The organism is Jiella avicenniae (assembly GCF_021390325.1).
GTDB classification, from domain to species: Bacteria; Pseudomonadota; Alphaproteobacteria; order Rhizobiales; family Rhizobiaceae; genus Jiella; species Jiella avicenniae.
In genome coordinates this window covers 1-22,958 of record NZ_JAJUWU010000008.1, presented here as the reverse complement: position 1 = coordinate 22,958, position 22,958 = coordinate 1, and the positions used below count along the sequence as shown (strand labels likewise).

The window sequence follows — 22,958 nt, the reverse complement described above, 5'->3', positions numbered from 1 at the left end:
GATGGGTTTGCCGTTCGCGCAAGCCATCCGTTCGCGCGCCGTGGTCCCGCGAGGGTCGTGCGGCCGGCGGCGGCCTTGCGTTACAATTCTTCGCGAGCCGGATTTCTCCCAGCTGCAATCTGCCCTAAGGGCATCTGCGGGGCGTATGCACGAAAAGGAAATCTCCGCGATGCCGTCGAGAACCAGCATCCGTTGCGCCAGGCTCGCCCTTTCGGCCGCCGCCCTCGCCGCCGGCCTGATGGTCGGGACCGTCCCCGCCGTCGCCTACGACCTTTACGATCACAACGGCTCGCTCATGCGCCTCGACGACAGCGGCGGCCGGGTCACGATCCGTTACGAGACCCCCAAACGCGGTCTTGCCAAACACGGCGTCCGTCCCGGCACGGTCCTCTTCCGCGGCCGCTTCGAGGGCCGTGGCCTTGCCGGCGTCGCCTATGTCTTCCGGCAGGGATGCGAGCCTGCGGCCTACAACGTCGCCGGACCCGCGACGGGCGGCGGCACCATCTATCTCACGGGCGCTGCGCCCATCCGCGCGAAAGGCAGCTGCCGGGTCACGGGATATTCCGAGAACAGCGGCAATGCCCGTCTCGTCTTCGAGGAGTTTCAGGGCGACGACTGAGCCAGACGCCGCGCGTCGAGGCCGCCTTCACGACGTGTCGGCGCATCCGGCACGACATGAAGGAAGTCACACAAGTCGTTCTGACACCGACGCAATCATCGGTCAGCTACCGTCTGCTTCCCGGCCCGCGTCACGCCTCGTCCGGCGACGGCGCGTCCGGATGCTGGTAGCTGACGATCTTTCCAATCGCCCCGGCCATCTCGGGATCGTCGTCCGTCGCCCGTCCGGGAAGCGAAGGCATCGCGTCGACATAAGCGATCTTTCCTTCGATGCCGTCCTGGGCGTTCGGCCTGACGGCGCCCGGATCGTCGAGGGCACCGATGGCGATGGAGGAGGCCTCCGCCGTCTCGTAGGTCAGCGGTGTCCCGCATTCAGGGCAGAAACCCCGGACGGCATAATTCGAAGACCGGAAGCGCTTCGGCTCGGCGCGGGTCCAGAAGAGCGTACCGGCGCGAGCGTGGACGAGCGGCGCGTAGAACGAGCCGAAAGCCTTCTGGCACATGCGGCAATGGCAGATGCTGGCGGTCTCCGCCTCGATCTCGCAGCGAAAGCGCACGGCCCCGCATTGGCACCCGCCGGTGAACGTCGTCATCGAGCATCTCCCGCAATCCGCCGATCTGTCGGCTTCGGCAGGTTTTATAGGTCCGGCCCGAGCCGAAGAGAAGCCGGAGCACGCTTTGGCGGCGGTCTCACGCTCCGCGCCGGGAAGCGGCATGTCCGCAATGCCCCTCGCACCGACCGCGGAGGTCTCACGGTCCCGGTAATCTATCGGCGAAGTCGTCCGTCGCCCGAAGCAGCTCCGCCAGAATTGCCGGTTCGGCGAACGCATGTCCGGAGGCCTCCACCAGCCGGTAGTCCGCCTTCGGCCAGGCCTGGGCGAACTGCCAGGAGGTGATCGCCGGGGTGACGACGTCGTAGCGCCCCTGGACGATGACGCCGGGGATCTCGGCGAGGCGGTCCATGCCGGCGAGGAGCTGCCCCTCTTCGAGCCAGAGCTCGTGGAAGAAATAGTGGTTCTCGATCCGGGCAAAGGCGATCTGCCCCTCGGAGACGTTCCCCCCCGTTGCGTGCGTCGGCGGATTGGCCGAGCGGACCATCACCGTCGCCGCTTCCCAGGCCGTCCATGCCTCCGCCGCCCTCGCCCGCACCGTGCGGTCGGGGTCGGTCAGGCGCCGGCGGTAGGCGGCGATCAGGTCCTCCTGTTCCGCTTCGGGGATCTGTGCGACGAGGTTCTCCCAGTGATCGGGGAACAGCCGGTTGGCGCCCCATTCGTAGAACCAGTCGAGTTCCGAGCGCCGGCCGGAAAAGATGCCGCGCAAGATCAGCCCGGACACGCGATCGGTATGGGCCTGGGCATAGGCGAGCGCCAGCGTCGCCCCCCAGGAGCCGCCGAACAACAGCCAGCGCTCGATTTCGAGGTGTTTGCGCAGCCTTTCGAGATCGTCGACGAGATGCCAGGTGGTGTTGGCCTGGAGCGAACCGAGCGGCGTCGAGCGCCCGCAGCCGCGCTGATCGAGCAAAACGATCCGATAGCGGGCCGGATCGAACAGCCGCCGATGCTGGGCCGACGTGCCGCTACCGGGCCCGCCGTGCAGAAACACCACCGGCCGGCCCGCCGGGTTGCCGCATTCTTCGAAATAGATCTCGTGTCCGGCGCCGACGGCGAGCCGGCCCATGCGGAAGGGCTCGATCGGCGGATAGGGTTTGCGCGCTGTCATAGGGGCGCCATAGCACCGAACGTCGCCGAGCCGAAAGCCGCCGAGACCCATCAAGACGAAGCATCGCGCGGAGCATTGCGCGCCCGCTGGCGCCGCGACGGACCGTCGCCCGGCCGGATCGGGCTCGCACGTCGCGCGCGACGGCGTGCCGCGGGAACGAGCGGCGGCGCCGACCGAGCGATGACTGCGAAATGGCGAAGACCCGCGACGTTTCGCGTTTCGGCCCCGGCATCCGCGCCGAGGCCGCGTGGTGCAAGGCGCTGCCGGCGAGGAAAACGGGCCGGTGTCAGAACCGCGGTTGCCGCTCTGCGGCCCATTCTCGCTCGTAGTTGAAACCGTCCTCCCAGAGTTCCTTCGAAGGATCGTCGTCCGACGGGTACGGATTCGGCGCGCCGAGCCCATGCAGGCGAAATGCCTTGCGTCCCCGGAGCCAGATGGCTTTCTCGCTCGCGGCGACGACCATGGCTTCGGAAAGGGCTTTCGTCTCCATGATCTCTCCCCCTTATCATCTTCCCCTAGGGAATTCTATGGTCCGAGATCGTGCGGAGTCCAGAAGAATTTGCAAGTTGCGTATTGGTGGCCGGCGATTGATTTGGGAGCATCGTCAGCAGCTTCGCGTTCGGTCCGGATCGTCTGTCGGAGCGCGGACGAATGCCGCCGGCTCCGGAACGGACCCCGGCAAAGGCGTGTTATGCCAACCGCCGAACAGGAAGGAAGCCAGTCGATGCTCCGTGTCGCCTCCTACAACATCCGCAAGAGCGTCGGCACCGACTGGCGCCGGCGCCCGCTGGAAACCTTGGCGGTGCTCAGCGAGATCGACGCGGACGTCGTCGCCCTGCAGGAGGTCGACCGGCGCTTCGGCACGCGCGCCTCGTCCCTGCCGCGACAGGCAATCCGGGAAGCCACGCGCTACGTCCCGGTCGCTCTCGGCGCGCGGCCCGGCAGTCTCGGGTGGCATGGCAATGCCATCCTCGTGCGCGAAGGAATCGAGGTCGTCGAGACCACCTGTCTGGCGCTTCCGGCGCTCGAACCACGGGGCGCTGCGATCGTCGATCTCGCCCTCGGTGACGCGAGGCTGCGGGTTGTCGGCATGCATCTCGGCCTGCTGGGGCTCTGGCGGCGGCGTCAGGCCGCGGCGGTTCTCGCCCATCTCGAACGCCTCGAACCGGCCATGCCGACGATCCTGATGGGCGATCTCAACGAGTGGAACCCGGACGGCCGCTGCCTCAGGCTCTTCGCCAGATCCCATCGGGTCGTCATGCCGGGACGCTCCTTCCCCTCGCGCATGCCGCTCGGCGCTCTCGACCGGATCATCCTCAGCCCCGACGTCACCCTGATCGAGACCGCCGTTCACGTGTCGAACCGCTCGCGCGGAGCCTCCGACCACCTGCCGGTCTATGCCGACGTCACCTTTCCCGGCAGCGAAGCCGCCGGCAGGCACGTTCGCCCGCTCGTGTCCCACGCCTGAGCACGGGCCGGCAGCCGTCGCCGCTGTGCCCGCCACGCCCCCCTGCCGAATGTCAGACATCCCCTGACGTTTGCCATTGCGCTCGCTGCGTCAGTCAATAAGATGGTTCTTCAGCGTATACGTTAGGGAGGAACTACATGGCATACGCAAGCAAGACGGCGGCGCTGGGAGTGGCGCTGCTGGCATCGACGGCGTTCGCCGGCCCGGCTTCGGCCGAGACGGTGCTGAAATGGGCCCATGTCTACGAGGCGAACGAACCTTACAACACCTGTGCCGTCGCGGCCTCCGACAAGTTGAAGGAGGCGACGGAGGGGCGCTATTCGATCGAGGTCTATCCGGCCTCCTCGCTCGGCAAGGAGACCGACATCAACGAGGGTCTCAGCCTCGGCACGGTCGACATCATCTATACCGGCCAGTTGTTTGCCGGCAGAGCCTACGGCCCGGTCGCCATCGGCGGCGCGCCCTACATGTTCCGCGACTTCGACCATTGGGACAAGTACCGGACGTCCGACCTGTTCCAGGAGCTGTCGCAGGGTTACGACGAGGCCACCGGCAATCACATCACCTCGCTGACCTACTATGGCGAGCGGCACGTGACCTCGAACAAGCCGATCGAAAAGCCCGAGGACATGGCCGGCCTGAAGATCCGGGTGCCGGATGCGGCCCTCTACCAGATGTTTCCCAAGGCGGTCGGCGCCAATCCGACGCCCATCGCCTTCGCCGAGGTATACCTTGCACTGCAACAAGGCACCGTCGACGCGCAGGAGAACCCCCTGCCGACGATCCAGGCGAAGAAGTTCTACGAAGTCCAGAAGGACATCAACCTGACCGGACACATCACCGACGCGCTTCTGACCATCGTCTCCGGCTCGACATGGGGCGGCATGGACGAGGCCGATCGGACGGCGCTGGAAAAGATCCTCGACGACGCCGCCGCCTGTGCCACGGAACAGGTGATCAAGAACGAGAAGGACCTCGTGCAGTGGTTCCGTGATCAGGGCGTGGCGGTCAACGAGGTCGACCGCAAGCCCTTCCGGGAGGCCACGGTGAAGCTGCACAACGGCCCGGATGCCAGCTGGGACCAGGCGACCTACGACCGGCTGCAGGCGATCGAATGATGCGTCTCTGACGCGTCTTGTCACGGGGGGCGGCGTCCGCCGCCCTCTCGCCTGCCCGTCCGGAGTTTCCGCCCATGTCGATCGACCGCTCCTCGGTTCGCAGCGCCGAGCCGTCCCCGCCGCCGATGCGGGACGAGAACGAGAACCTGTCCGATCTGAAGATCGTCGACCTGCCCGTCATCGTGTTCTTCTGGGTGCTGGCCTTCGTCGTCTTCCTGCAGTTCTTCACCCGCTACGTCCTCAACGATTCCCTCGGCTGGACCGAGGAGATCGCCCGCTATCTGTTGATCGGCGTCACCTTCATCGGCGCCATCTCGGCGGTGCGCCGCGAGAGCCACATCGCCGTCGAACTCCTCTACACGCGGGTCTCGCGGCGGACGCGCCTTGCCCTGCAGCTCCTCGTCGACGTCATCTCGCTCGCCTTCTACGGCATCCTTGCCTGGCTGTCGGTGCATCTCGCCCAGCGCACCTTCCAGAAGATGACCTCGATCGACGTGCCGAAATCGCTCGTCTACTGGATCGTCGCCGGCTGCTTCGCCGCCATGACGATCTATCAACTCCTCGTCCTCGTCCGGCACCTCCGCAGCCGGACCAGCCGCCTGATCGACCCCGACTCCGCGACCTCGTCCGGTCCCAGCCTCTGACCACGGCACCCTTTCCATGCTCATCGCTCTTCTGTTCGCGGTCCTGTTCGGCCTGATCGTCCTCGGGGTGCCGGTGGCGATTGCGCTTGCCGGCTCGTCCCTCGTCTTCCTCCTCGTCGACGGCCACGTGCCGAGCGTCGTCGTCGCCCACCGCATGGTGAACGGCGTCGACTCCTTCCCGTTGCTGGCCGTCCCGTTCTTCATCCTCGCCGGCAATCTGATGAACACCGCCGGCATCACAGAGCGGATCTTCGACTTCGCCAAGGCGCTGGTCGGCTGGATGCGCGGCGGCCTCGGCCACGTCAACATCGGCGCCTCGGTGATCTTCGCCGGCATGTCGGGCGCTGCCGTCGCCGATGCGGGCGGTCTCGGCGCCATCGAGATCAAGGCGATGCGCGACGCCAAATACGATCCGGGCTTTGCCGTCGGCATCACCGCCGCCTCGTCTACCATCGGCCCGATCATTCCGCCCTCGCTGCCGATGGTCATCTACGGCGTCGTCGCCGGCGCCTCGATCGGCCAGCTCTTCGCCGCCGGCTTCGTGCCGGGGCTGTTGATGGCCGTCGCGCTGATGATCATGGTGGCGATCTATGCCCGCCGCCGCGGCTACCCGCGCGATCAGGCCTTCCGCCTGTCCGTCCTCGGCCGCTCGTTCCTGCGCGCCTTCCTGGCGCTGATGACCCCGGTGATCATCGTCGGCGGCATCCTCACCGGCGCCTTCACGCCGACGGAGGCGGCGATCGCCGCCTGCGCCTGGGCGATGTTTCTCGGCGTCGTCGTCTACCGCACGCTCAACTGGCGGCGCTTCCTGCGCGTCTCGATGGACACGATCGAGACCACCGCCGTCGTCCTGTTCATCGTCGGCGCGGCGGCGATCTTCGCCTGGATCCTCACCTCCAACCGGGTGCCGGAACACTTCGCCGGCCTGATCCTGTCGGTCTCGGAGAACTGGATCATCGTCCTCCTGCTCATCAACGTGATCCTCCTCGTCGTCGGCTGCTTCATGGAGACCGTCGCGGCGATCACCATCCTCGTTCCCGTGCTTCTGCCCGTCGCGGAGAAGGTCGGCATCGATCCGGTGCATTTCGGCGTGATCCTGGTGCTCAATCTGATGATCGGCCTTCTGACGCCGCCGGTCGGCATGGTGCTCTACGTGCTGTCGCGGGTGTCGAAGATCCCGTTCGAGCGCTGCGTCTCGGCGACGCTGCCCTTCCTCGTGCCGCTCTTCGTGGTGCTGGCGCTGGTCACCTTCGTGCCGGCGATCACCATGTGGCTGCCGACGCTGCTCTATCGCTGACGCGTCAATTCGAAGCATCCGCGCGACTGCGGCGTGCCGTTCACAAGGCTCGTTGGTCTTCGCCGGCCGATTGCTTACATTGCGGACCATGAGCGATTTCAACGAATCAGCGCCCGCGCCGCGCCAGGGCGGCATCGCCGCGCGAGCCATGGCCGCGCGGGGCGCGAACGCCCCGGACTATCTGTCGGGCCTCAACCCCGAGCAGCGTGCCGCCGTCGAGACGACCGAGGGCCCGGTACTGGTGCTCGCCGGCGCCGGCACGGGCAAGACGCGCGTCCTGACGACGCGCATCGCCCACATCCTCGCCACCGGGAGAGCCTACCCCTCGCAGATCCTCGCCGTCACCTTCACGAACAAGGCGGCGCGCGAGATGAAGCAGCGCATCGGCATGCTCGTCGGCGGACAGGTCGAGGGCATGCCCTGGCTCGGCACCTTCCATTCGATCGGCGTCAAGATCCTCAGGCGCCACGCCGAGCTGGTCGGTCTGAAGCCGAATTTCACCATCCTCGACACCGACGACCAGATCCGCCTGATCAAGCAGCTGATCCAGGCCGAGAATCTCGACGACAAGCGCTGGCCGGCGCGAACCTTCGCCAACATGCTCGACGGCTGGAAGAACAAGGGCCTCGTCCCGAACGACATTCCCGAGGGCGACGCGCGAGCCTTCGCCGGCAAGGGCCGCCAGCTCTATGCCGCCTACCAGGCCCGGCTTACGACGCTGAATGCCTGCGACTTCGGCGACCTTTTGATGCACCCGATCGCCCTCTTCAAGGCGAACCCCGACGTCCTCGCCGAATATCACCGGCGCTTCCGCTACATTCTCGTCGACGAGTACCAGGACACCAACGTCGCCCAGTACATGTGGCTGCGGCTGCTGGCCCAGCAGCCCTCCAGAAGGCAGGGCGGCGACGCTGCGATCTCCACCCTTGCGGGGAAGATCGGAGCGTCACGCTCCGCGCCCAATATTCCGAGCGCAGCGAGGCAAGGCCGACCGGCCGTCGCGGCTGATGCCGCGCCTCCGCGGAGCGAGCCGCGCAGCGGCGACAGCGTGAGCGCAAACAAACCGCAGCAGATCAACATCTGCTGCGTCGGCGACGACGACCAGTCGATCTATGGCTGGCGCGGCGCCGAGGTGGACAACATTCTCAGGTTCGACAAGGATTTTCCCGGCGCCACCGTCATAAGGTTGGAACGCAACTACCGCTCCACCGGCCACATCCTCGGCGCCGCGTCCCATCTCATCGCCCACAACGAGGACCGACTCGGCAAGACCCTCTTCACCGACAGCCCCGACCCCGAGGATCCCAAGGTCGAGGTCAATGCCGGCTGGGATTCGGAGGAGGAAGCCCGCGCCATCGGCGAGGCGATCGAGGATCTGCAGCGGCGCGAGGATCACAACCTCAACGACATGGCGATCCTGGTGCGCGCCTCGTTCCAGATGCGCTCCTTCGAGGATCGCTTCGTCACCATGGGGCTGAACTACCGCGTCATCGGCGGCCCGCGCTTTTACGAGCGCATGGAGATCCGCGATGCGCTCGCCTATTTCCGCTGCGTCTGCCAGCCGGCGGACGACCTAGCCTTCGAGCGCATCGTCAACACGCCGAAGCGCGGCCTCGGCGATGCCACCGTCCGCCTCCTCCACGACTACGCCCGCGAGCGCGAGGTGCCGATCATCGCCGCCGCCGGCGAGATGGTCGAGACGGAGGAACTGAAGCCGAAGCCCCGCAACACGCTGCGCGGCCTCGTCGCCGATTTCCGCCGCTGGTCCGAGCTTCTGCCGACCATGAAGCACACCGAGCTCGCCGAGCAGATCCTCGAAGAATCCGGCTATACCGAGATGTGGCAGAACGACCGCTCGGCCGAGGCGCCCGGGCGGCTCGAAAACCTGAAAGAACTGATCCGCTCGATGGAGGAGTACGAGTCGCTCCCCTCCTTCCTCGAGCATGTCGCCCTCGTCATGGACGCCGAGCAGAATTCCGAGATGGACGCGGTCTCGATCATGACGCTGCATTCGGCCAAGGGGCTGGAGTTCGAGACGGTCTTCCTGCCCGGCTGGGAAGAAGGCCTGTTCCCGCACCAGCGCGCCTTGGATGAGGGAGGTCGAAGCGGTTTGGAAGAAGAACGCCGCCTCGCCTATGTCGGCATCACCCGCGGCAAGCGCCGGGTGAAGATCTGGTTCGTCTCCAACCGCCGCATCCACGGCCTCTGGCAGTCGACCATCCCGTCGCGCTTTCTCGACGAACTGCCCGAGGCCCATGTCGAGGTGATGGAAGCGAACACGTCCTATGGCGGCTATGGCGCGTCAGGCTTCGGGGGCTACGGCGCCTCGCGCTGGGACGGCGGCAACGCCTTCAAGGAATCGTCCTACAAGACCCCGGGCTGGAAACGCGCGCAGGCGGCCCAGGCGGGCTTTGCGGAAACGCCCTCCCGCCACGGCAGCGACGGCTGGGCCGGAGGCCGCAGCCGTGAAATCACCTACGACGCCGAACCCGGCTCCCGCGGCTCGGGCGGCGGCAACGGCTTTGCCGGCCGCATGAACGACGGCCCGGCCCCCGGACGCGGCCACAACCAGCCACCCAAAAAGGGCTTCGGCCTTTATTCCTCCGCCAAGCGCGGCGGCCCGCGTGAGATCCAGGGCGAGTTGGTGGCGAAATCCGTCGCCGATACGGAAAGCCGCTTTGCCGCCGGTGACCGGGTGTTCCATCTGAAATTCGGCAATGGCACCGTGGCCGCGATCGACGGCAACAAGCTCACCGTCGATTTCGACAAGGCCGGCCAGAAACGCGTGCTGGAGGGGTTCGTGGAGGCGGTTTGAGCCGATCTGCCGCACGGCCGAAAGCACCATGCGGCGTTGGCGTCCGGCGAAGGGCGGCGCTGGACACCCGGCCGGCCGGCCAGGACGGCTCGATCCGGGCCTATCGGATGCCGTTCGAACACTCGAAGAACACGTCGAGAGCTCTGTTGCTGCCTTCGAGACCGGTTTCCAGGATGATGTTCTGGCCGATGAACGAGGTCTGGCCGGAATTGGGAACGGCATCGTCCAGCAAGCCGGGGCCATCCATGCGGCCTTCGGTGATGCGGGCCCATTTCTCGCCGTCCCGGCCTTCGACGATCTCGACTTCGGACTGGCTCGGCTCGTCGCCCGGATCGAAGAGGATCCGGATGGGCTTGCGTTCGCCGAGATCGCCCATCTCGCCGCCGTCCTTGAAGTCGATGTAGCTGTTCTCGCTATCGATCTCGAAGCGCAGGCCGGGCTTCGTCGTGTCGTAGACCTCGCAGGCGAGGACGCGGTCGCCAGCGCGGATCTCGTTGATCACCCAGGACCCGGCCTTGCCGAAGCCGACGGGCGTCGCCTCCTCCGGCATCGCGTCTTCGGGCGAAGGCGACCGCGACGCGGCGGGCGCGGCGGCCTGGCCGGCGCCCGCGCCGGAGCGGCCGACGCATTCCTTCACCTTCAGGATCGCGGCCGTCGAGCCGGACAGACGGAAGTCGTAGTCCGCCCTGCCGACGCCGAGGACCGCGATCGCCCCCTGTCGCAGGCCGTCGAGTTCCGCCTCTCCGAGCCAGGCGATCGTCCAGCCACCGGCGGCGGTGCCGGAGATGAAGTCGCCGCCGCGTCGATAGCCCTGGCCGGAGCCCGCGCCGTCGATCTGGAGCGTTCCCTCCCAGTCGGGCCGCGAGGCGATCGGCACCGCGAGCTGCCATTGCTGGCCGTCCCAGCCGAGGCGCACCGCCGAACCGTCACTCCGCACGCTCTCGGCAAAGCAGTAGCCGAAGCGTCCGCCGACCCGGCCGGCAAAGACGCGCCATCCCCGCGTCTCGGCATAGTCGGATTCGCCGTGGGGAGACGAGACGATGTCGTAGCCCCCATAGTCGTTCTGCTGGCCCATCGCCGAACCGAGAGGTGCGAGCGCAAAGCTCACAGAAAGAACGAGACACCGCAAATTCGACATCGATTGCCTTCCGAGAATGAGACGTTGAGGTTTCCGAAGGGACAGGCGCGATCCACATTGCCGTCGCGTTGCCGCGCGGATCAAAACGCGCCGCCACTGCGGGCGCAGAAGGCGCCGATGGCGCTGCGAGGTGGCATGACATCGAGAAAACCGCCTGACATCATGGTGCTGCCCGTCAGAACTACCGCGCGAAATACTGTCCCGGCTCACGACACAAGCACTTCCGCCAGCATCTCCGGCGGTTGCCACGATGCGCTCGGCAGTATTCGGATGGTCACCAGGCAGAATATTCCCCAGCGGCATGGCTAACGCTTTTCAAACCCGGCTGGCAAGCCGAAAAGCGGAACGTTTCCACGAAAAGTGGAGACGGTGCGAGATCGCCGAACGATGCCGACGGCATGACGGTCGACGCGTCCCGCCACCTTCGACGCGGCAGGCCCTCGGCTGGGCTCGCAGACGTCGCTCAGAGGACGCTTCGGCGATCGACCGGTAGGGGGCAGGATCGCAGGGGCGAACACAGCTGCGGGGGAGGATGGCGCAGCGCCGACGACGAGCCGCCGGCGGCTTTCTTGCGCGAGCCGGCATCGGCGTTATGTTCCCGCTTTCTTCGGCCTCCGCGCGGTCTGCGGCGGGCCTCGTTTCAGCGTTCCCCGCCCGACTGGTTCAGCCCGTGCTCGACAGACTTCTCGGCGTTCTTCTCCTCGTCACGGGGATCGCCGTCATCATCCGCGAATGGCTCGGACTGGAATTCGCGGGTCTCGTCGCTGCCGCCGGGCTCGGCCTTTTTCTGGTGTGTGCAACGCCGTTCACGAGCTGGTCGCGCAAGGCCTTCGTCGCGATCGGCCTGATCCTCGCCACCCTCGCCGTCGCCTTTCTCGACGACTGGCCGGCGGTCCTGGCGAAGGCGGCGTCGCAGGGCGCCTTCATCTCCACCTTCTTCATCGCCCTCGCCAGCCTGCGCAATCCGGCCGCCGCCTCCCCGGCCATCGACCGCTGTGGCCAGTATCTCGCCAGCCAGCCGCCCGGCCGGCGCTACATGGCGCTGACCGTCGGCGGCCATCTCTTCGCACTCATCCTGAACTACGGCGCGATCACCCTCCTCGGCGGCCTCACCGAGGCGATCGCCGGACGGGAGAAGAACGCCGAAATCCGCGAGATCCGCAACCGGCGCATGCTGCTCGCCGTCCAGCGAGGCCTGTGCGCCTCGCTCTGCTGGTCGCCGCTCGCCTTCGCCACGGCCATCACCACCTCGGTGATCGCTGGCTCCAGCTGGGGCGGCGTGGCCCCCTATGCGATGATCTTCGGCCTGGTGTTTCTCGTCACCGGCTGGGCGCTCGACACCATCTTCAAGCCCAAGCTGACGGTCCCGCGCCCGCCCCGTTCCTCCCCGACCGGGTCGATTCGCGATCTCCTGCCGCTGGTCGTTTTGCTCGCCCTGCTCTTTTCCGTCGTCGGCACGCTCGAATATCTGACCGGCCTCGCCATCACCGCCATCGTCATGGCCTTCGTTCCGCTCGTCTCGATCGGCTGGATCGCCTACGAATCGTCGAGCGCCGGCGAGACGGCACGGCGCCTGAAGCGGCTCTGCTTCACCGAGCTGCCGGCCTATCGCTCGGAGCTGGTCCTGCTGATCATGGCCGGCGTCATCGGCGTCCTCGGCGCGGCGCTGATCCAGCCGCTCGCCTCGGGCCGCGCGCTCGATCTGTCCGACGTGCCGGTCTGGCTCGTCCTGGTCGCGCCGGTCGTCGTCATTCCGATTCTCGGCCAGCTCGGCATGAACCCGATCCTGTCGGTCTCGATGCTGGCGCCGCTCCTGCCCGCCCCCGCCTCGCTCGGCCTTTCGCCGAATCTCTTCGTTGCCGCGATCACCGCCGGCTGGGCGCTGGCCGGGGCGACCTCGCCCTTCACCGCGACGACCCTTCTCGTCGGACGACTCGGCCATGTCAGCGCTTCGACCGTCGGCCTCGTCTGGAACCGCGCCTTCACGCTCTGGGTGATGGCGGTGGTCGGGCTGTTGCTGGTGGGCTTTGCGGAGCTGTCGTGATCGCGGCATCGAACACGGCAAAAGTGCCCGCCACCTAGTGACAAACGGCCCGAAGCCGTATAAGAGCGCAGCCGATTTCCTCAGAATAACCTGACCGTCACGGCGGCCATGTCGGGTTACCCCGGCGTGAAACGAATTGAGGCTATGCCATGAACATCATCCAGGAACTCGAGGCCGCTGAAGCCTCCCGCATCGAAGCCATCCGCACGGTCCCGGAATTTTCCGCCGGCGATACCGTTCGCGTCAACGTAAAGGTCACGGAAGGCACGCGCACCCGCGTCCAGGCCTATGAAGGCGTCTGCATCGCCCGCTCCGGCTCCGGCCTGCAGGAGAACTTCACCGTCCGCAAGATCTCCTATGGCGAGGGCGTCGAGCGCGTCTTCCCGGTCTATTCGCCGATGCTCGATTCGGTCGAAGTCGTGCGCCGCGGCAAGGTCCGCCGCGCCAAGCTCTATTACCTGCGCGATCGCCGTGGCAAGTCGGCCCGTATCGTCGAGGCCAGCAATGCCCGCGCCCGCAAGCTGAACGACGACGCCCGCCAGGTCGCCGCCGAGCAGCGCGAGAAGGTCAAGGCCGAGAAGGAAGCGGCAAAGACCGCCGCCGAGTAAGCTTCGAACTTCTCTATCCGACATGCTTTCGAAAAGGCGGCTCCGGCCGCCTTTTTGCATGAAAGAACGGTTCCGGCGCGAGGCGGACCCGGCGCGAGAATCGCGGCCGACCGAAGGTTCGGCGATCGTCCCGGCAAGGCACCCGGTGCTGGACGCTCGAACCGACGGCCTCCATTTTGGGGATCCGAGGCGGAGAAAAAAGCCGTGAAATCAGCAGGTGGGCTCGGCGCAAACGATGCGCGGGAAAATGGTGCGGGTGGTCGGAATCGAACCGACACTCCTTTCGGAACCGGATTTTGAGTCCGGCGCGTCTACCAGTTCCACCACACCCGCACGTCTGCCGCCCGATCTGACCGGCGCTCGTCGGGGCCCTTCAGGCACCGCAGCGCCGCGTATCGGCGGCCGTCTTTCGGCACGCACACGGCCGATCGACGGGGCTTCCATGCCACAAACGCGACGGCGACGTCCAGACGACCCGGCAGGATATTTGGCCGTTTCCCGCGAATTCGTGCCGCTCGGTCGGTTCCGCGCCGCGGCAGCAGCGCTCGCGGGATTGCGTTATGGCCGGCTTCGGCCTAATCGCTGGCCCCGTCATCCCTCGTCGACAGCTCCCGAACGGTCGTTCATCCATGCTTCGCCGCCTCTACGACTGGGTCCTGTCGCTGGCCGCGACCCGCCATGCCGAACGGGCGCTCGGCGCCATCGCCTTCATCGAGAGCTCGGTCTTTCCGATCCCGCCCGACGTCCTGATCATCCCCATGGTCATCGCCGACCGGGCGAAATGGATCCGCATCGCGGCCGTCGCGACCATCGGCTCCGTTCTCGGCGCCTTTCTCGGATACGCCATCGGCGCATTCTTCTTCGAGCTGATCGGACAGCCGATCCTCGCATTCTACGGCAAGGCAGACGCCTTCGCCGAGATGACCGCGCGCTACAACGAATGGGGCGGCTGGGCCGTGCTTTTCGCCGCGCTGACGCCGTTTCCCTACAAGGTGCTGACGATCTTCTCCGGCGTCACCGGGCTCAATCTCGTCGTCTTCACCCTGGTCTCGATCGTCGGGCGCGGGGCACGGTTCTTCCTGGTCACCTTTCTGCTCCACCGCTACGGCGCGCCGATCCAGGGCTTCATCGAGAAGAATCTCGGGCTACTTTTCACCCTGTTCATGATCCTTCTGATCGGCGGCTTCGTCGCGGTCCGCTATCTCTTCTGAGGCCCCGCCAATGGCATTTTCCGACGTCCTCCGCCGTCCGACCGGCTTTCGCCAGGTGCTGGCCTCCAGCTTTCTCTTCGCCGGCATGGCGATCACCGTCGGCTCGGCCCTGCTCTTCCAGTATGTCGGCGGCTACATCCCCTGCGCCCTCTGTCTCGAGGAGCGGATCCCCTATTATGTCGGCGTGCCGATCGCCCTCGCCGCCTTCGTGGCTGCCGCCGGCCGCGCTTCGGCGCCGCTCACGCGGGGGCTGATCTTCCTCATCGGCCTGATCATGCTGGTCTCGCTGGGCCTTGCCGTCTATCACGCCGGTGTCGAGTGGCATTTCTGGGCAGGACCGGCGGGATGCTCGCAGGTCGGCGGCGGCGGTCTTGGCACCGGCGATCTGCTGGCCGACATCGACGCCGTCAAGCCCCCCTCCTGCGACGCAGCGGCCGGGCGGTTCCTCGGGCTGTCCTTCGCAGGGTGGAACGCCGTCACCTCGGCCCTCTTCGCCGCGGTCGCCCTGCGCTCCGCCTTCGCCAAGGCCGATCGCTTCGCCTGAGCCCGGCGTCACGGCGCCACGGTCTGCCGGCGCTCCTTGCCGAAGGCCATGACGGCCGCGGCGGCGTAGCCGCCCATCGCGCCGTCGACGAAATGCACGTGATCGCTGCGGCTCGCGACCGGGACGAAGCACGTCATCAGCGCTGCCTCCTGGCGATGCAGGCCGGTGACGGCAATGCCGTCCGCCTCGGCCCGGCCGGTGGTCTCCGCAATGCGATCGGCGAGGTCGGGGCTGCAATCGAGCGTCAGCCGCAAGCCGTCGTCGAACTTGCGGAAATCGGTGTTGCGGACGATCTCGCCGCGATATCTTCCGGGCTCGAACGCGCCGACCTTCGTCCCGGTGGCGAAGGTCAGATGAGCGAGCAGCGAGCGGATGCCGACGGAGACGGCCGAAAACCAGAGCGGTCGCCCGGTCCTGGCTGCCGCCGTGCGGGCCTCGATCATCAGGCCGGCCGAGGGCCATGTCTGTGCCGGCCCCTCGTCCGGCACGGGCCGCCCGGCGTCCGAGGCCTGCGCGGCGAGTGCCAGGATCTCGGCGGCAAGCGCGGAAAACCGCTCCGTCGAGGTCGTCCCGGTCGGCAGCACGATCAGCGACAGGATGACGCCATGCCGTGCCGGGATTGCGGAAAAGCGGCAGGAAAGACCGGTGAGGTCCGGCCGGGCATCGTCGCCGATGGCGGGTTCGATGGTGAAGCGCCCCTCCTTCATCCGCGCTTCGGCAAAGGCCAGCCCGCCGCCGGCGAACATCGTGTAGGACACGTCGGAAGACGCGGCGAAGCGGGCGATCCGGACGTCGTGTCCCTCGCGGCGGATCGTTTCGACCGGGACGATTGCGGTGCGCAGCCTGAAGCCGAAGGCATCGCGCGCCCAGCCGGCGACGGCGGCGAGCCCCGCGCGTCCGACGGACGCCAGTTCGGGCGGCAGCGCGAAGCTCGCGCCGTCCCCGGCGAAGACGAAGGGAAAGTCGCGTCCGGAAAGCTGGTTGGCGATGGCGGCGATGACGGCGGCGGCCACCGTGTTCACCGCCTTGTAGCCACCGGTGGCCACGGCATCGGTGGACCGCTCGATGTCGGCAAGGCCGATGACCCAGCCCGCCGGGAGCGAATGGTAGAGCCCCGGATCGGCAAGCCGCGCGAAGTCGGTCTCGACCGGCAGCGCCTCGAAGAAGGCGAGCGGCCCGGCCGACGCGGCGCCGCTCGGACCGGGCCCAGCGCCGCTGCCGTCACCTGCCTCCGCTTCGTGCCAGTTCCCGGCCAAGCTCCAGTCCCTCTCGCGATACGGCCTGATTCCGCACGACCCATCCCGGCCCGCGCCGCGTTGCCGATCGGCCGCCGGGCACGGAATAGTTACGCCGAAGCTCGCGACCGCGAGCCTGACGTTTGTGTGATGGGTGTCAGGACGCCGGTCATCAGGATACCGTGCCGGAGAGTGCGCCGGAAAGACGACAGGCTATCTGCCGGTTTCGGCGAGCTTCTGCTTGCGCGTCTTCGGCTTCAGCCGGCGGATCAGTCCGTCCAGACCCGTCAGCGGCTTGACGATCGAGTAGAGCCGGTCGACGGCCCGGTTCGTCCCTTCCTGCCGGGTGGCCAGAACCTCCGTCGCCACCAGCGCCACCTCCTGCGGCGCGATGTCGGGAAACCGCCGGGCGATTGCGTCGAGCGGTGCCGTGGTCCGGCCGCCGATCATCTCGATCCGGCCGGAGCGCGCCATCAGCCGAAGGACGATCTGCTCGAAGGTCCAGTCGTGATCGTGGAAGAGCTTCCAGCGCTCCGAGCGCTCGGCGGAAAAGCCGGCAAGGACGATCCTCTTGCCGGGACAGGCTTCCGACAGCCAGACCGCCATGGCAAAGCCCGTCGTCGGCGCGTAGTCGGGCGGATAGAAGCCGGCGAAGTCTTCGCAAAGATCGATGTGGCCCACCGGCCGGTCGCCGAACTCCCGGCCTTCGCTGAGACGCTCGAAGGGCCGGGCCTTCAGGTTGAGGACGCCGTGAAAGCCGGGCGCCCGGAAGAAGCCGCACACCGTCTCCACCTCGCGACGATAGACGATGTTGGCGCCGGCGCCCGAGGAGCGGGCGACGAGCAGGCTCTCCCCCTCGAAAGGCGCGGAAAGCACCTTGTAGACCTTGTTGAAGAAGACGAAGAGGGTTCCCGCGCCATGCTGCCGGCGAAGCGCCGGCACGTCCGCCGCCTCGCTGTTGGCGACGAAGACCACCGTCTCGAACCGCGCAAAGAAGGCGGCCCAGCCGTCCGGATCGTTCGGCAGATCGGTCATGCTTCAACCAAAACGCACCGGCCGCGCGGATCGCACGGCCGGGAAAGGATTTCGCTGCCGCCGGTCGGGCGACGCGGCATTGCCGGCAACCTACGCCCGCTGCTGGACGAACATCGTCCGCTCCCGCGCGGCGAACCATTCGTCGGCATAGTCGCAATCCCGGTATTCGTCGAAATACGGGCCGCCGTCGGTGAAATGGACGTTCTTGGCGTTCTCGTTGTACTCGTATTCGTTGACCAGCCAGTTCCACTCGCGCGGCAGCTCGCCGATCAGGTCGTCGTTCCCCAGCCACTTGAACTGGTGCAGTTCGAGGCCCGTCGCGGAATTGACGTAGTCCTGCGTCAGCGCCTTGCACTTGGCGTTGTTGAACAGGATGACGCTCGACCAGTTCTTCTTTTCGTATTTGGTCTGGGTCTGGCCGAGGAATTTCGTCTCGATCTTCGGCACGTAATCGTGCTTGACGCACATCGCAGCACAGCGGTCGTCCCGCAGCTTCCAGAGCTCGGCGATGTCGGCGCGGAGCATCATGTCGCAGTCCATGAACAGGCTCCAGCCCTCGAAGTTCGACAGCGCCGGCACGAGGAAGCGGGAGAAGGAAAATTCTGTGGATTGCAGGTTGTTGCGCTCCCGCGTGAAGATTCCCTCCAGGTTCTTTAGAACGATTGGAGAAAACTCGACCGGCATCGAAGAGTTTTCGAGGATGCTCTGGGCGAGAACGTGATAGGCGAGCACTTCCTTGGTGTCGAAACCGATGAAGATGCGGGCGGTATCGATGGACATTGCGGCTTTCCCTTTTCCTTTGCGCCTGCTCTAGCAAGAAGCGTGCGCCACTTGAAGCCCGCCTTATCAAACGGCGATCGTGGCGCGCTCGCGGCAAGGCGTGACGAATGGTTTCAAGCGTCGATCGGCCCCTCCGGTCGTTGCGCCAGATCAACCGTCGGCGATGGCGCGCCGATTTCTTTGCTGCTAGTTGCGGGGGCGCCCAAACCGTTCGCGAGCCGATGATGGACCTCTCCCCGCCGATCGTCATCAAGAAGAAGCGCCATTCGCTGCTTTCCCGGTGGCGGATCGAACGCCTCGTGAAAATGGCGATGTCCGGGAAAAGGGCCCATTTTGAAAGCTACGACGCGTTCCGGCGGACCCTTCGTGGAGATCTGCCGACGGGCGGCGGCGCGCCGATCATCCTCGCGGCCTGCAACGAGCTCTATTACTGGGAATTCGCCCGCACGTTTCTGCGGTCGATCGAGGCTGTCGGCGCCCCGGAACGCGTTCACCTGCATCTGTGCGAGCCTTCGCAGAAAGCGCTCGGAGACGTCGAAGCGCTTTCTGCGTCGCTCTCGGCCGTGGATCTCACCTTCACGTGGGACCAAGGCGAAAGCGCCCGGCTGCCGGCTTATCCGACGATCTACTATGCGGCCGTGCGCTTCCTGATCGCCCCCCTCATCCTCGAAGCGACCCGATCGACGGTGCTCTGCCTCGACGTCGACGGCATCGCCCGCCTGCCGATCACTCCTGCCCTTTCGGCGATCACCGGCGACGAGGACGTTCGACTGATCAAGCGGCCGGGTGAAAAGTCGGTCCGCCGGGTGCTCGCCAGCGCGCTGGCGATTCAGCCGACGGACGCCGGTCTTCGTTTCGCCGGGCGGCTCGGCCGGGCCATTGCCGCAATCTTGAAGATACGCCCCCGCTACCACGTCGACCAGATCGCCATCGTCAGGATCGTCGAAGCCATGGAAGCCAGGGGCGAGCTCCGGACCGCCCAGATGCCACACTCCTTCGCCGATCACGAATTTGCCGCGGATTCGGCCGTCTGGACGGCCAAGAGCTGGCAGCGCAAGAACTCCGAAGCTTTCATGAGCGCCAAGGGTGCGATAAACGGCGCTTTCGAAAACAGCTAGAGTCCCGACCCCGCCACGATGCCCGAGTCCGACCTTTCCTCCTTCGTCGACACCCACAGGAAATGGCTGAAGCCATTGGGCATCCTCGACAAGCCCTGGCTGGTCCTCGGCTCCGCCCCGAGCCCGACGATCCCCGACGCGATCTTCGACACCCATGCGCGGATCGACATCAACAACGCCGGCCGCACCGCCCAGGCGATGGGATACGGCCGGGCGGCCCTCACCGTGCGGGCGAAGAAGAAGTCCTGGGAAGAGCACCGGCACACCGATACGGAACTCCTTCTCTGGATCCATACCGTCCCGGCCCTGCTGTTACCGCTCCTCTTGATCGGCAAACCCTACGATCACATCGGCAGGGTCCGGCCGCTGCGACGGCGGGACCGCGAACGGCTGGTGCTCCAGGTCAGCGGCACGACGCTCGATTCGATCGGCGATCTCGGCAAGGTGACCAACGGCGTCGCAATGGCCTGCTACGGCCTGCTTCTCGGCGTGCCGGAAATCGTGCTGTCGGGCATTTCGCTCTCCAAGGTCGGCCATTCCTACGATCAGCTCGGCCGCCGCCGCCGGCAGGTGGACGAAGATCGCGCCGTGCTCTCCGCCCTTGCGAAGGAGCCGCGTCTGGCCACGAGCGAAGCCGATCTGGCGGCCGAAGTCGGCGTCAGACTTTGGCAGCCCCCTCGCTGACGAGATCCCGGGCGCTTTCCTGCATTTCTCTTGCTCAAGCCTGTGTAATGAAGACGCTATCGGTTCGTCGGCTGCATTTCGCGGATGCACGGGTCTGATCGACGGTCTATTGGTGGCATGAGAAGGATCGCGCTGAGTCGCGCGGCAGTAGAGCTGCGATGCCGGAGCGGAGGTGACAGTGGCTGGCACCCATCCCATCACTATCGAGAAGGGACAGCATTCGCTTTTGATGCGCTGGCGAATCCAGCGCTGCGTCAACCGGGTACTGGCGGACGAAACGGCACAGGTCTCGGACTTCCACGATCTGAAGTCGACATTCCTCGGTAGCATGCCAACCGGCAAAGGCCCGCCGGTCATACTCGCCGCTTGTAACGAGCATTACTATTGGGATTTTGCTCGCACGATGTTACGGTCTATCGATCGGCACCGCCAGCCTGAGCGTTTTCATCTTCATCTCTGCGAACCGTCAGATGCAGTGCATGCAGACATTCGGGAACTCGCGGCAAGACTGTCAGCCATCGACCTCACCGTAACGTGGGACGAAGGCTACGGCGCACGCCTCCCACGCCACGAACCGATCTACTTCGCCTGCGTCCGCTTTCTCCTTGCACCGCTTGTCCTCGCTGCCACCCAATCGTCCGTCTTGTGCCTCGACATCGACGGCATTGCGCGGCGGCCGATCACCCCGGCTTATGAAGAGATGCGCGGCGACGAGGACGTCCGGCTGATCAAGCGCCCCGCCAAGCGCAACAGCTCGCGCAAGGTACTGGCCAGCGCTGTCGGATTCAATGCGACCCCAAGCGCCATTCGCTTCGCCGACCGCCTTGCACGGTCGATCACGGGCATGCTGAAGATGCGCCCCGGCTATCACGTCGATCAGATCGCCCTGCATCTCCTCGTCGCGGCGCTCGAAGAGCGAGGTGAGTTGAGGACGGCGCAGATGCCGATGGCATTCGCCGACCATGAATTCAACGAGACGTCCGCGATCTGGACTGCAAAAGGCTGGAAGCGAAAGAATGCCGAGAGATACCGCGCGGAGATGGCTCTGATAGAGCCTGCAAACCCCGAGGCGCCGAACTTCGAGGCGCAGAGACCATGATCATAGAAACGAACACCGAAATTCACGAGACAGAACGACATTCTCCATGAAATTGCTGAACACTCCGATGCTCAAGCGTCCCGCGGCAAACGACGACATCGTCTCGTCGGCGTTTCGGCACACGGTGCGAGCCAATCAGCGCTGGCTAGACATTCACGGCCTGGCAAGGCGCCCCTGGTTCGTTCTTGGATCTGCTCCCAGCCCGACGATGCCGCAGAAACTGCCGGAGGATACAGTCTTTGCCTACGTCAAATTCGCGGGGCGTAGCGCCAAGAAACATGGGCTACCCGATGGCGACATCACCCTCGCCACGTCGTGGGACGAGGCGCGCTGGAGCGATCTCCAGCTCTCGTTAGTTCTGCGAGTACGCAACAAGTCATCCTGGCGGGTTTTCTTCTCCCGAATGGCGAGCAAGCCGTCCGACAGAGAATGCGATTTGCTCAGTCACGAGAGGGACGACTACGTGCTGCAAGCCATGGGCTCGCGATTTCGGGAGGTGGGGGAGCATGTCCGGCCCTCCAGCGCGCTGACCATGATCGCGTTTGCGCTTGTCCACGATATTCCCGAGATCATCATTGCCGGCATCTCACTCGACCAGACCGGGCATGAATATAACGATCTCAATCTGCAGCGGAAGCACGGCGCCGAGGATCGAGCCGCGCTGCAGGCAGCAGCATCACGCCACCACCATGTTTCGACCACTGAGCCGCGCCTTGCTGCCGCGACCGGGATACCGCTCTACGGGACGACTTCGGCATCAGGCTGAAAGAACGGCTCCGTCGACCTTTTCGACGAGGCTGTGCGAGAGACTCATGGTCACGCACGCGACGCACGTCAGAGTCTCTGACAGCACGATCATCGGACGGTCATTCTCACTGAGTGTGACGCCGCCGACTGTCTGCGCTCAACAACCAAAAAAAACGGGCCCACGAGGGGCCCGTCCGAAATAAATCGAAATGTTCGCCGACGCTTAACGTCCGTGCGATCCATCCAACGCCGGCCGAAGACGCGGATGCTACTCGACGATCGCCGCGACGATGCCGGCGCCGACGGTGCGGCCGCCTTCGCGGATGGCGAAGCGCAGGCGCTCTTCCATCGCGATCGGAACGATCAGCGTGACGTCCATCGTCACGTTGTCGCCCGGCATCACCATCTCGGTGCCCTCGGGCAGCGTGCAGACGCCGGTCACGTCCGTCGTGCGGAAGTAGAACTGCGGCCGGTAGTTGGTGAAGAACGGCGTGTGGCGGCCACCCTCTTCCTTGGTCAGGATGTAGGCCTCGGCCTTGAACTTGGTGTGCGGCTTCACCGAACCCGGCTTGCACAGCACCTGCCCACGCTCGACGCCCTCGCGGTCGACGCCGCGGATCAGCGCGCCGATGTTGTCGCCCGCCTGGCCCTGGTCGAGCAGCTTGCGGAACATCTCGACGCCGGTCACCGTCGTCTTCTTGGTGTCGCGGATGCCGACGATCTCGACTTCCTCGCCGACCTTGATCACCCCGCGCTCGACGCGGCCGGTGACGACCGTTCCGCGGCCCGAGATCGAGAACACGTCCTCGATCGGCATCAGGAAGGGCTGGTCGATCGGACGCTCCGGCGTCGGAATGTAGCTGTCGACGGCGGCCATCAGCTCGCGGACGGCGTCCTCGCCGATTTCCTTGTTCGAGTCCTCGAGGGCGGCCAGCGCCGAGCCCTTGACGATCGGAATGTCGTCGCCCGGGAACTCGTAGGACGAGAGAAGCTCGCGAACCTCGAGCTCGACGAGCTCGAGCAGCTCGGCGTCGTC

General features: G+C 66.0%; 22 protein-coding genes and 1 tRNA gene. 14 read left to right on the top strand and 9 right to left on the bottom strand.

What is annotated here, in order from left to right:
• Positions 1-169 precede the first annotated feature (169 nt).
• Positions 170-619 carry a hypothetical protein gene (locus LZD57_RS09085; protein WP_233719303.1) on the top strand — a complete coding sequence of 150 codons (450 nt, stop codon included), beginning with the start codon at positions 170-172 and terminating at the stop codon, positions 617-619.
• A 130-nt stretch (positions 620-749) separates the two neighbouring features.
• Here the strand turns inward: LZD57_RS09085 and LZD57_RS09080 are convergent, their stop codons facing one another.
• The 3 genes from LZD57_RS09080 to LZD57_RS09070 form a co-directional block, all read right to left on the bottom strand.
• A complete protein-coding gene (locus tag LZD57_RS09080; protein ID WP_233719302.1) occupies positions 750-1,211 on the bottom strand; it encodes a GFA family protein in 462 nt (153 codons plus the stop codon).
• A 157-nt stretch (positions 1,212-1,368) separates the two neighbouring features.
• Entirely contained in the window at positions 1,369-2,337 is a 969-nt protein-coding gene (gene pip / locus LZD57_RS09075; RefSeq protein WP_233719301.1) for a prolyl aminopeptidase, read from the bottom strand.
• 286 nt (positions 2,338-2,623) lie between these two features.
• The gene (locus tag LZD57_RS09070; RefSeq protein ID WP_233719300.1) at positions 2,624-2,827 is read right to left on the bottom strand and encodes a hypothetical protein; all 204 of its coding nucleotides are present in this window, start codon (positions 2,825-2,827) and stop codon (positions 2,624-2,626) included.
• Between the two features lie 234 nt (positions 2,828-3,061).
• Here LZD57_RS09070 and LZD57_RS09065 point away from each other — a divergent pair, with 234 nt between their 5' ends.
• The 5 genes from LZD57_RS09065 to LZD57_RS09045 all read left to right on the top strand — a co-directional run bounded on the left by LZD57_RS09065 (position 3,062) and on the right by LZD57_RS09045 (position 9,679).
• The gene (locus LZD57_RS09065) at positions 3,062-3,805 is read left to right on the top strand and encodes an endonuclease/exonuclease/phosphatase family protein (protein WP_233719299.1); all 744 of its coding nucleotides are present in this window, start codon (positions 3,062-3,064) and stop codon (positions 3,803-3,805) included.
• A gap of 137 nt (positions 3,806-3,942) precedes the next feature.
• Complete coding sequence (locus tag LZD57_RS09060) at positions 3,943-4,923, top strand: sialic acid TRAP transporter substrate-binding protein SiaP (protein WP_233719298.1); 981 nt, start codon at positions 3,943-3,945, stop codon at positions 4,921-4,923.
• 74 nt (positions 4,924-4,997) lie between these two features.
• Complete coding sequence (locus LZD57_RS09055) at positions 4,998-5,567, top strand: TRAP transporter small permease (protein WP_233719297.1); 570 nt, start codon at positions 4,998-5,000, stop codon at positions 5,565-5,567.
• A 22-nt stretch (positions 5,568-5,589) separates the two neighbouring features.
• A complete protein-coding gene (locus LZD57_RS09050; protein ID WP_420844786.1) occupies positions 5,590-6,864 on the top strand; it encodes a TRAP transporter large permease in 1,275 nt (424 codons plus the stop codon).
• 88 nt (positions 6,865-6,952) lie between these two features.
• Positions 6,953-9,679, top strand: a complete 2,727-nt coding sequence (locus LZD57_RS09045; RefSeq protein ID WP_233719295.1) for an ATP-dependent helicase — start codon at positions 6,953-6,955, stop codon at positions 9,677-9,679.
• A 100-nt stretch (positions 9,680-9,779) separates the two neighbouring features.
• Here the strand turns inward: LZD57_RS09045 and LZD57_RS09040 are convergent, their stop codons facing one another.
• Complete coding sequence (locus tag LZD57_RS09040) at positions 9,780-10,817, bottom strand: hypothetical protein (protein WP_233719294.1); 1,038 nt, start codon at positions 10,815-10,817, stop codon at positions 9,780-9,782.
• A 670-nt stretch (positions 10,818-11,487) separates the two neighbouring features.
• Here LZD57_RS09040 and LZD57_RS09035 point away from each other — a divergent pair.
• Together LZD57_RS09035 and rplS are read left to right on the top strand one after the other, a co-directional pair.
• Positions 11,488-12,861: a hypothetical protein gene (locus LZD57_RS09035; RefSeq protein ID WP_233719293.1), complete on the top strand. Its 1,374-nt coding sequence runs from the start codon at positions 11,488-11,490 to the stop codon at positions 12,859-12,861.
• Positions 12,862-13,010: 149 nt separating this feature from the next.
• Positions 13,011-13,469: a 50S ribosomal protein L19 gene (gene rplS / locus LZD57_RS09030; RefSeq protein ID WP_233719292.1), complete on the top strand. Its 459-nt coding sequence runs from the start codon at positions 13,011-13,013 to the stop codon at positions 13,467-13,469.
• Positions 13,470-13,717: 248 nt separating this feature from the next.
• Here the strand turns inward: rplS and LZD57_RS09025 are convergent.
• Positions 13,718-13,802, bottom strand: a tRNA-Leu gene (locus LZD57_RS09025).
• A 296-nt stretch (positions 13,803-14,098) separates the two neighbouring features.
• Here LZD57_RS09025 and LZD57_RS09020 point away from each other — a divergent pair.
• Both LZD57_RS09020 and LZD57_RS09015 read left to right on the top strand, forming a co-directional pair.
• On the top strand, positions 14,099-14,680 hold the full coding sequence (locus LZD57_RS09020) for a YqaA family protein (RefSeq protein ID WP_233719291.1): 582 nt from the start codon (positions 14,099-14,101) through the stop codon (positions 14,678-14,680).
• A gap of 10 nt (positions 14,681-14,690) precedes the next feature.
• On the top strand, positions 14,691-15,224 hold the full coding sequence (locus tag LZD57_RS09015) for a disulfide bond formation protein B (protein WP_233719290.1): 534 nt from the start codon (positions 14,691-14,693) through the stop codon (positions 15,222-15,224).
• An 8-nt stretch (positions 15,225-15,232) separates the two neighbouring features.
• Here the strand turns inward: LZD57_RS09015 and LZD57_RS09010 are convergent, their stop codons facing one another.
• The 3 genes from LZD57_RS09010 to LZD57_RS09000 all read right to left on the bottom strand — a co-directional run bounded on the left by LZD57_RS09010 (position 15,233) and on the right by LZD57_RS09000 (position 18,274).
• Positions 15,233-16,480 carry a DUF3095 family protein gene (locus LZD57_RS09010; protein ID WP_233719289.1) on the bottom strand — a complete coding sequence of 416 codons (1,248 nt, stop codon included), beginning with the start codon at positions 16,478-16,480 and terminating at the stop codon, positions 15,233-15,235.
• A 192-nt stretch (positions 16,481-16,672) separates the two neighbouring features.
• On the bottom strand, positions 16,673-17,494 hold the full coding sequence (locus tag LZD57_RS09005; protein WP_233719288.1) for a 3-deoxy-manno-octulosonate cytidylyltransferase: 822 nt from the start codon (positions 17,492-17,494) through the stop codon (positions 16,673-16,675).
• Between the two features lie 90 nt (positions 17,495-17,584).
• Positions 17,585-18,274 (bottom strand): glycosyltransferase family protein, encoded by a 690-nt coding sequence (locus LZD57_RS09000; protein ID WP_233719287.1) that lies wholly within the window; start codon positions 18,272-18,274, stop codon positions 17,585-17,587.
• A 224-nt stretch (positions 18,275-18,498) separates the two neighbouring features.
• Between LZD57_RS09000 and LZD57_RS08995 the strand changes: the two genes are divergently transcribed.
• From LZD57_RS08995 to LZD57_RS08980, 4 genes are all read left to right on the top strand, one after another.
• The gene (locus tag LZD57_RS08995; protein WP_233719286.1) at positions 18,499-19,392 is read left to right on the top strand and encodes a hypothetical protein; all 894 of its coding nucleotides are present in this window, start codon (positions 18,499-18,501) and stop codon (positions 19,390-19,392) included.
• Between the two features lie 18 nt (positions 19,393-19,410).
• The gene (locus LZD57_RS08990; RefSeq protein WP_233719285.1) at positions 19,411-20,076 is read left to right on the top strand and encodes a hypothetical protein; all 666 of its coding nucleotides are present in this window, start codon (positions 19,411-19,413) and stop codon (positions 20,074-20,076) included.
• A gap of 178 nt (positions 20,077-20,254) precedes the next feature.
• Positions 20,255-21,175, top strand: coding sequence for a hypothetical protein (locus LZD57_RS08985; protein WP_233719284.1), 921 nt, complete (start codon positions 20,255-20,257; stop codon positions 21,173-21,175).
• 46 nt (positions 21,176-21,221) lie between these two features.
• Positions 21,222-21,941, top strand: coding sequence for a hypothetical protein (locus tag LZD57_RS08980; RefSeq protein WP_233719283.1), 720 nt, complete (start codon positions 21,222-21,224; stop codon positions 21,939-21,941).
• Positions 21,942-22,190: 249 nt separating this feature from the next.
• On the opposite strand, the gene LZD57_RS08975 is transcribed toward LZD57_RS08980, so the two are convergent.
• A partial coding sequence (locus LZD57_RS08975; protein ID WP_233719282.1) for an elongation factor Tu occupies positions 22,191-22,958 on the bottom strand: 768 nt, incomplete at its 5' end.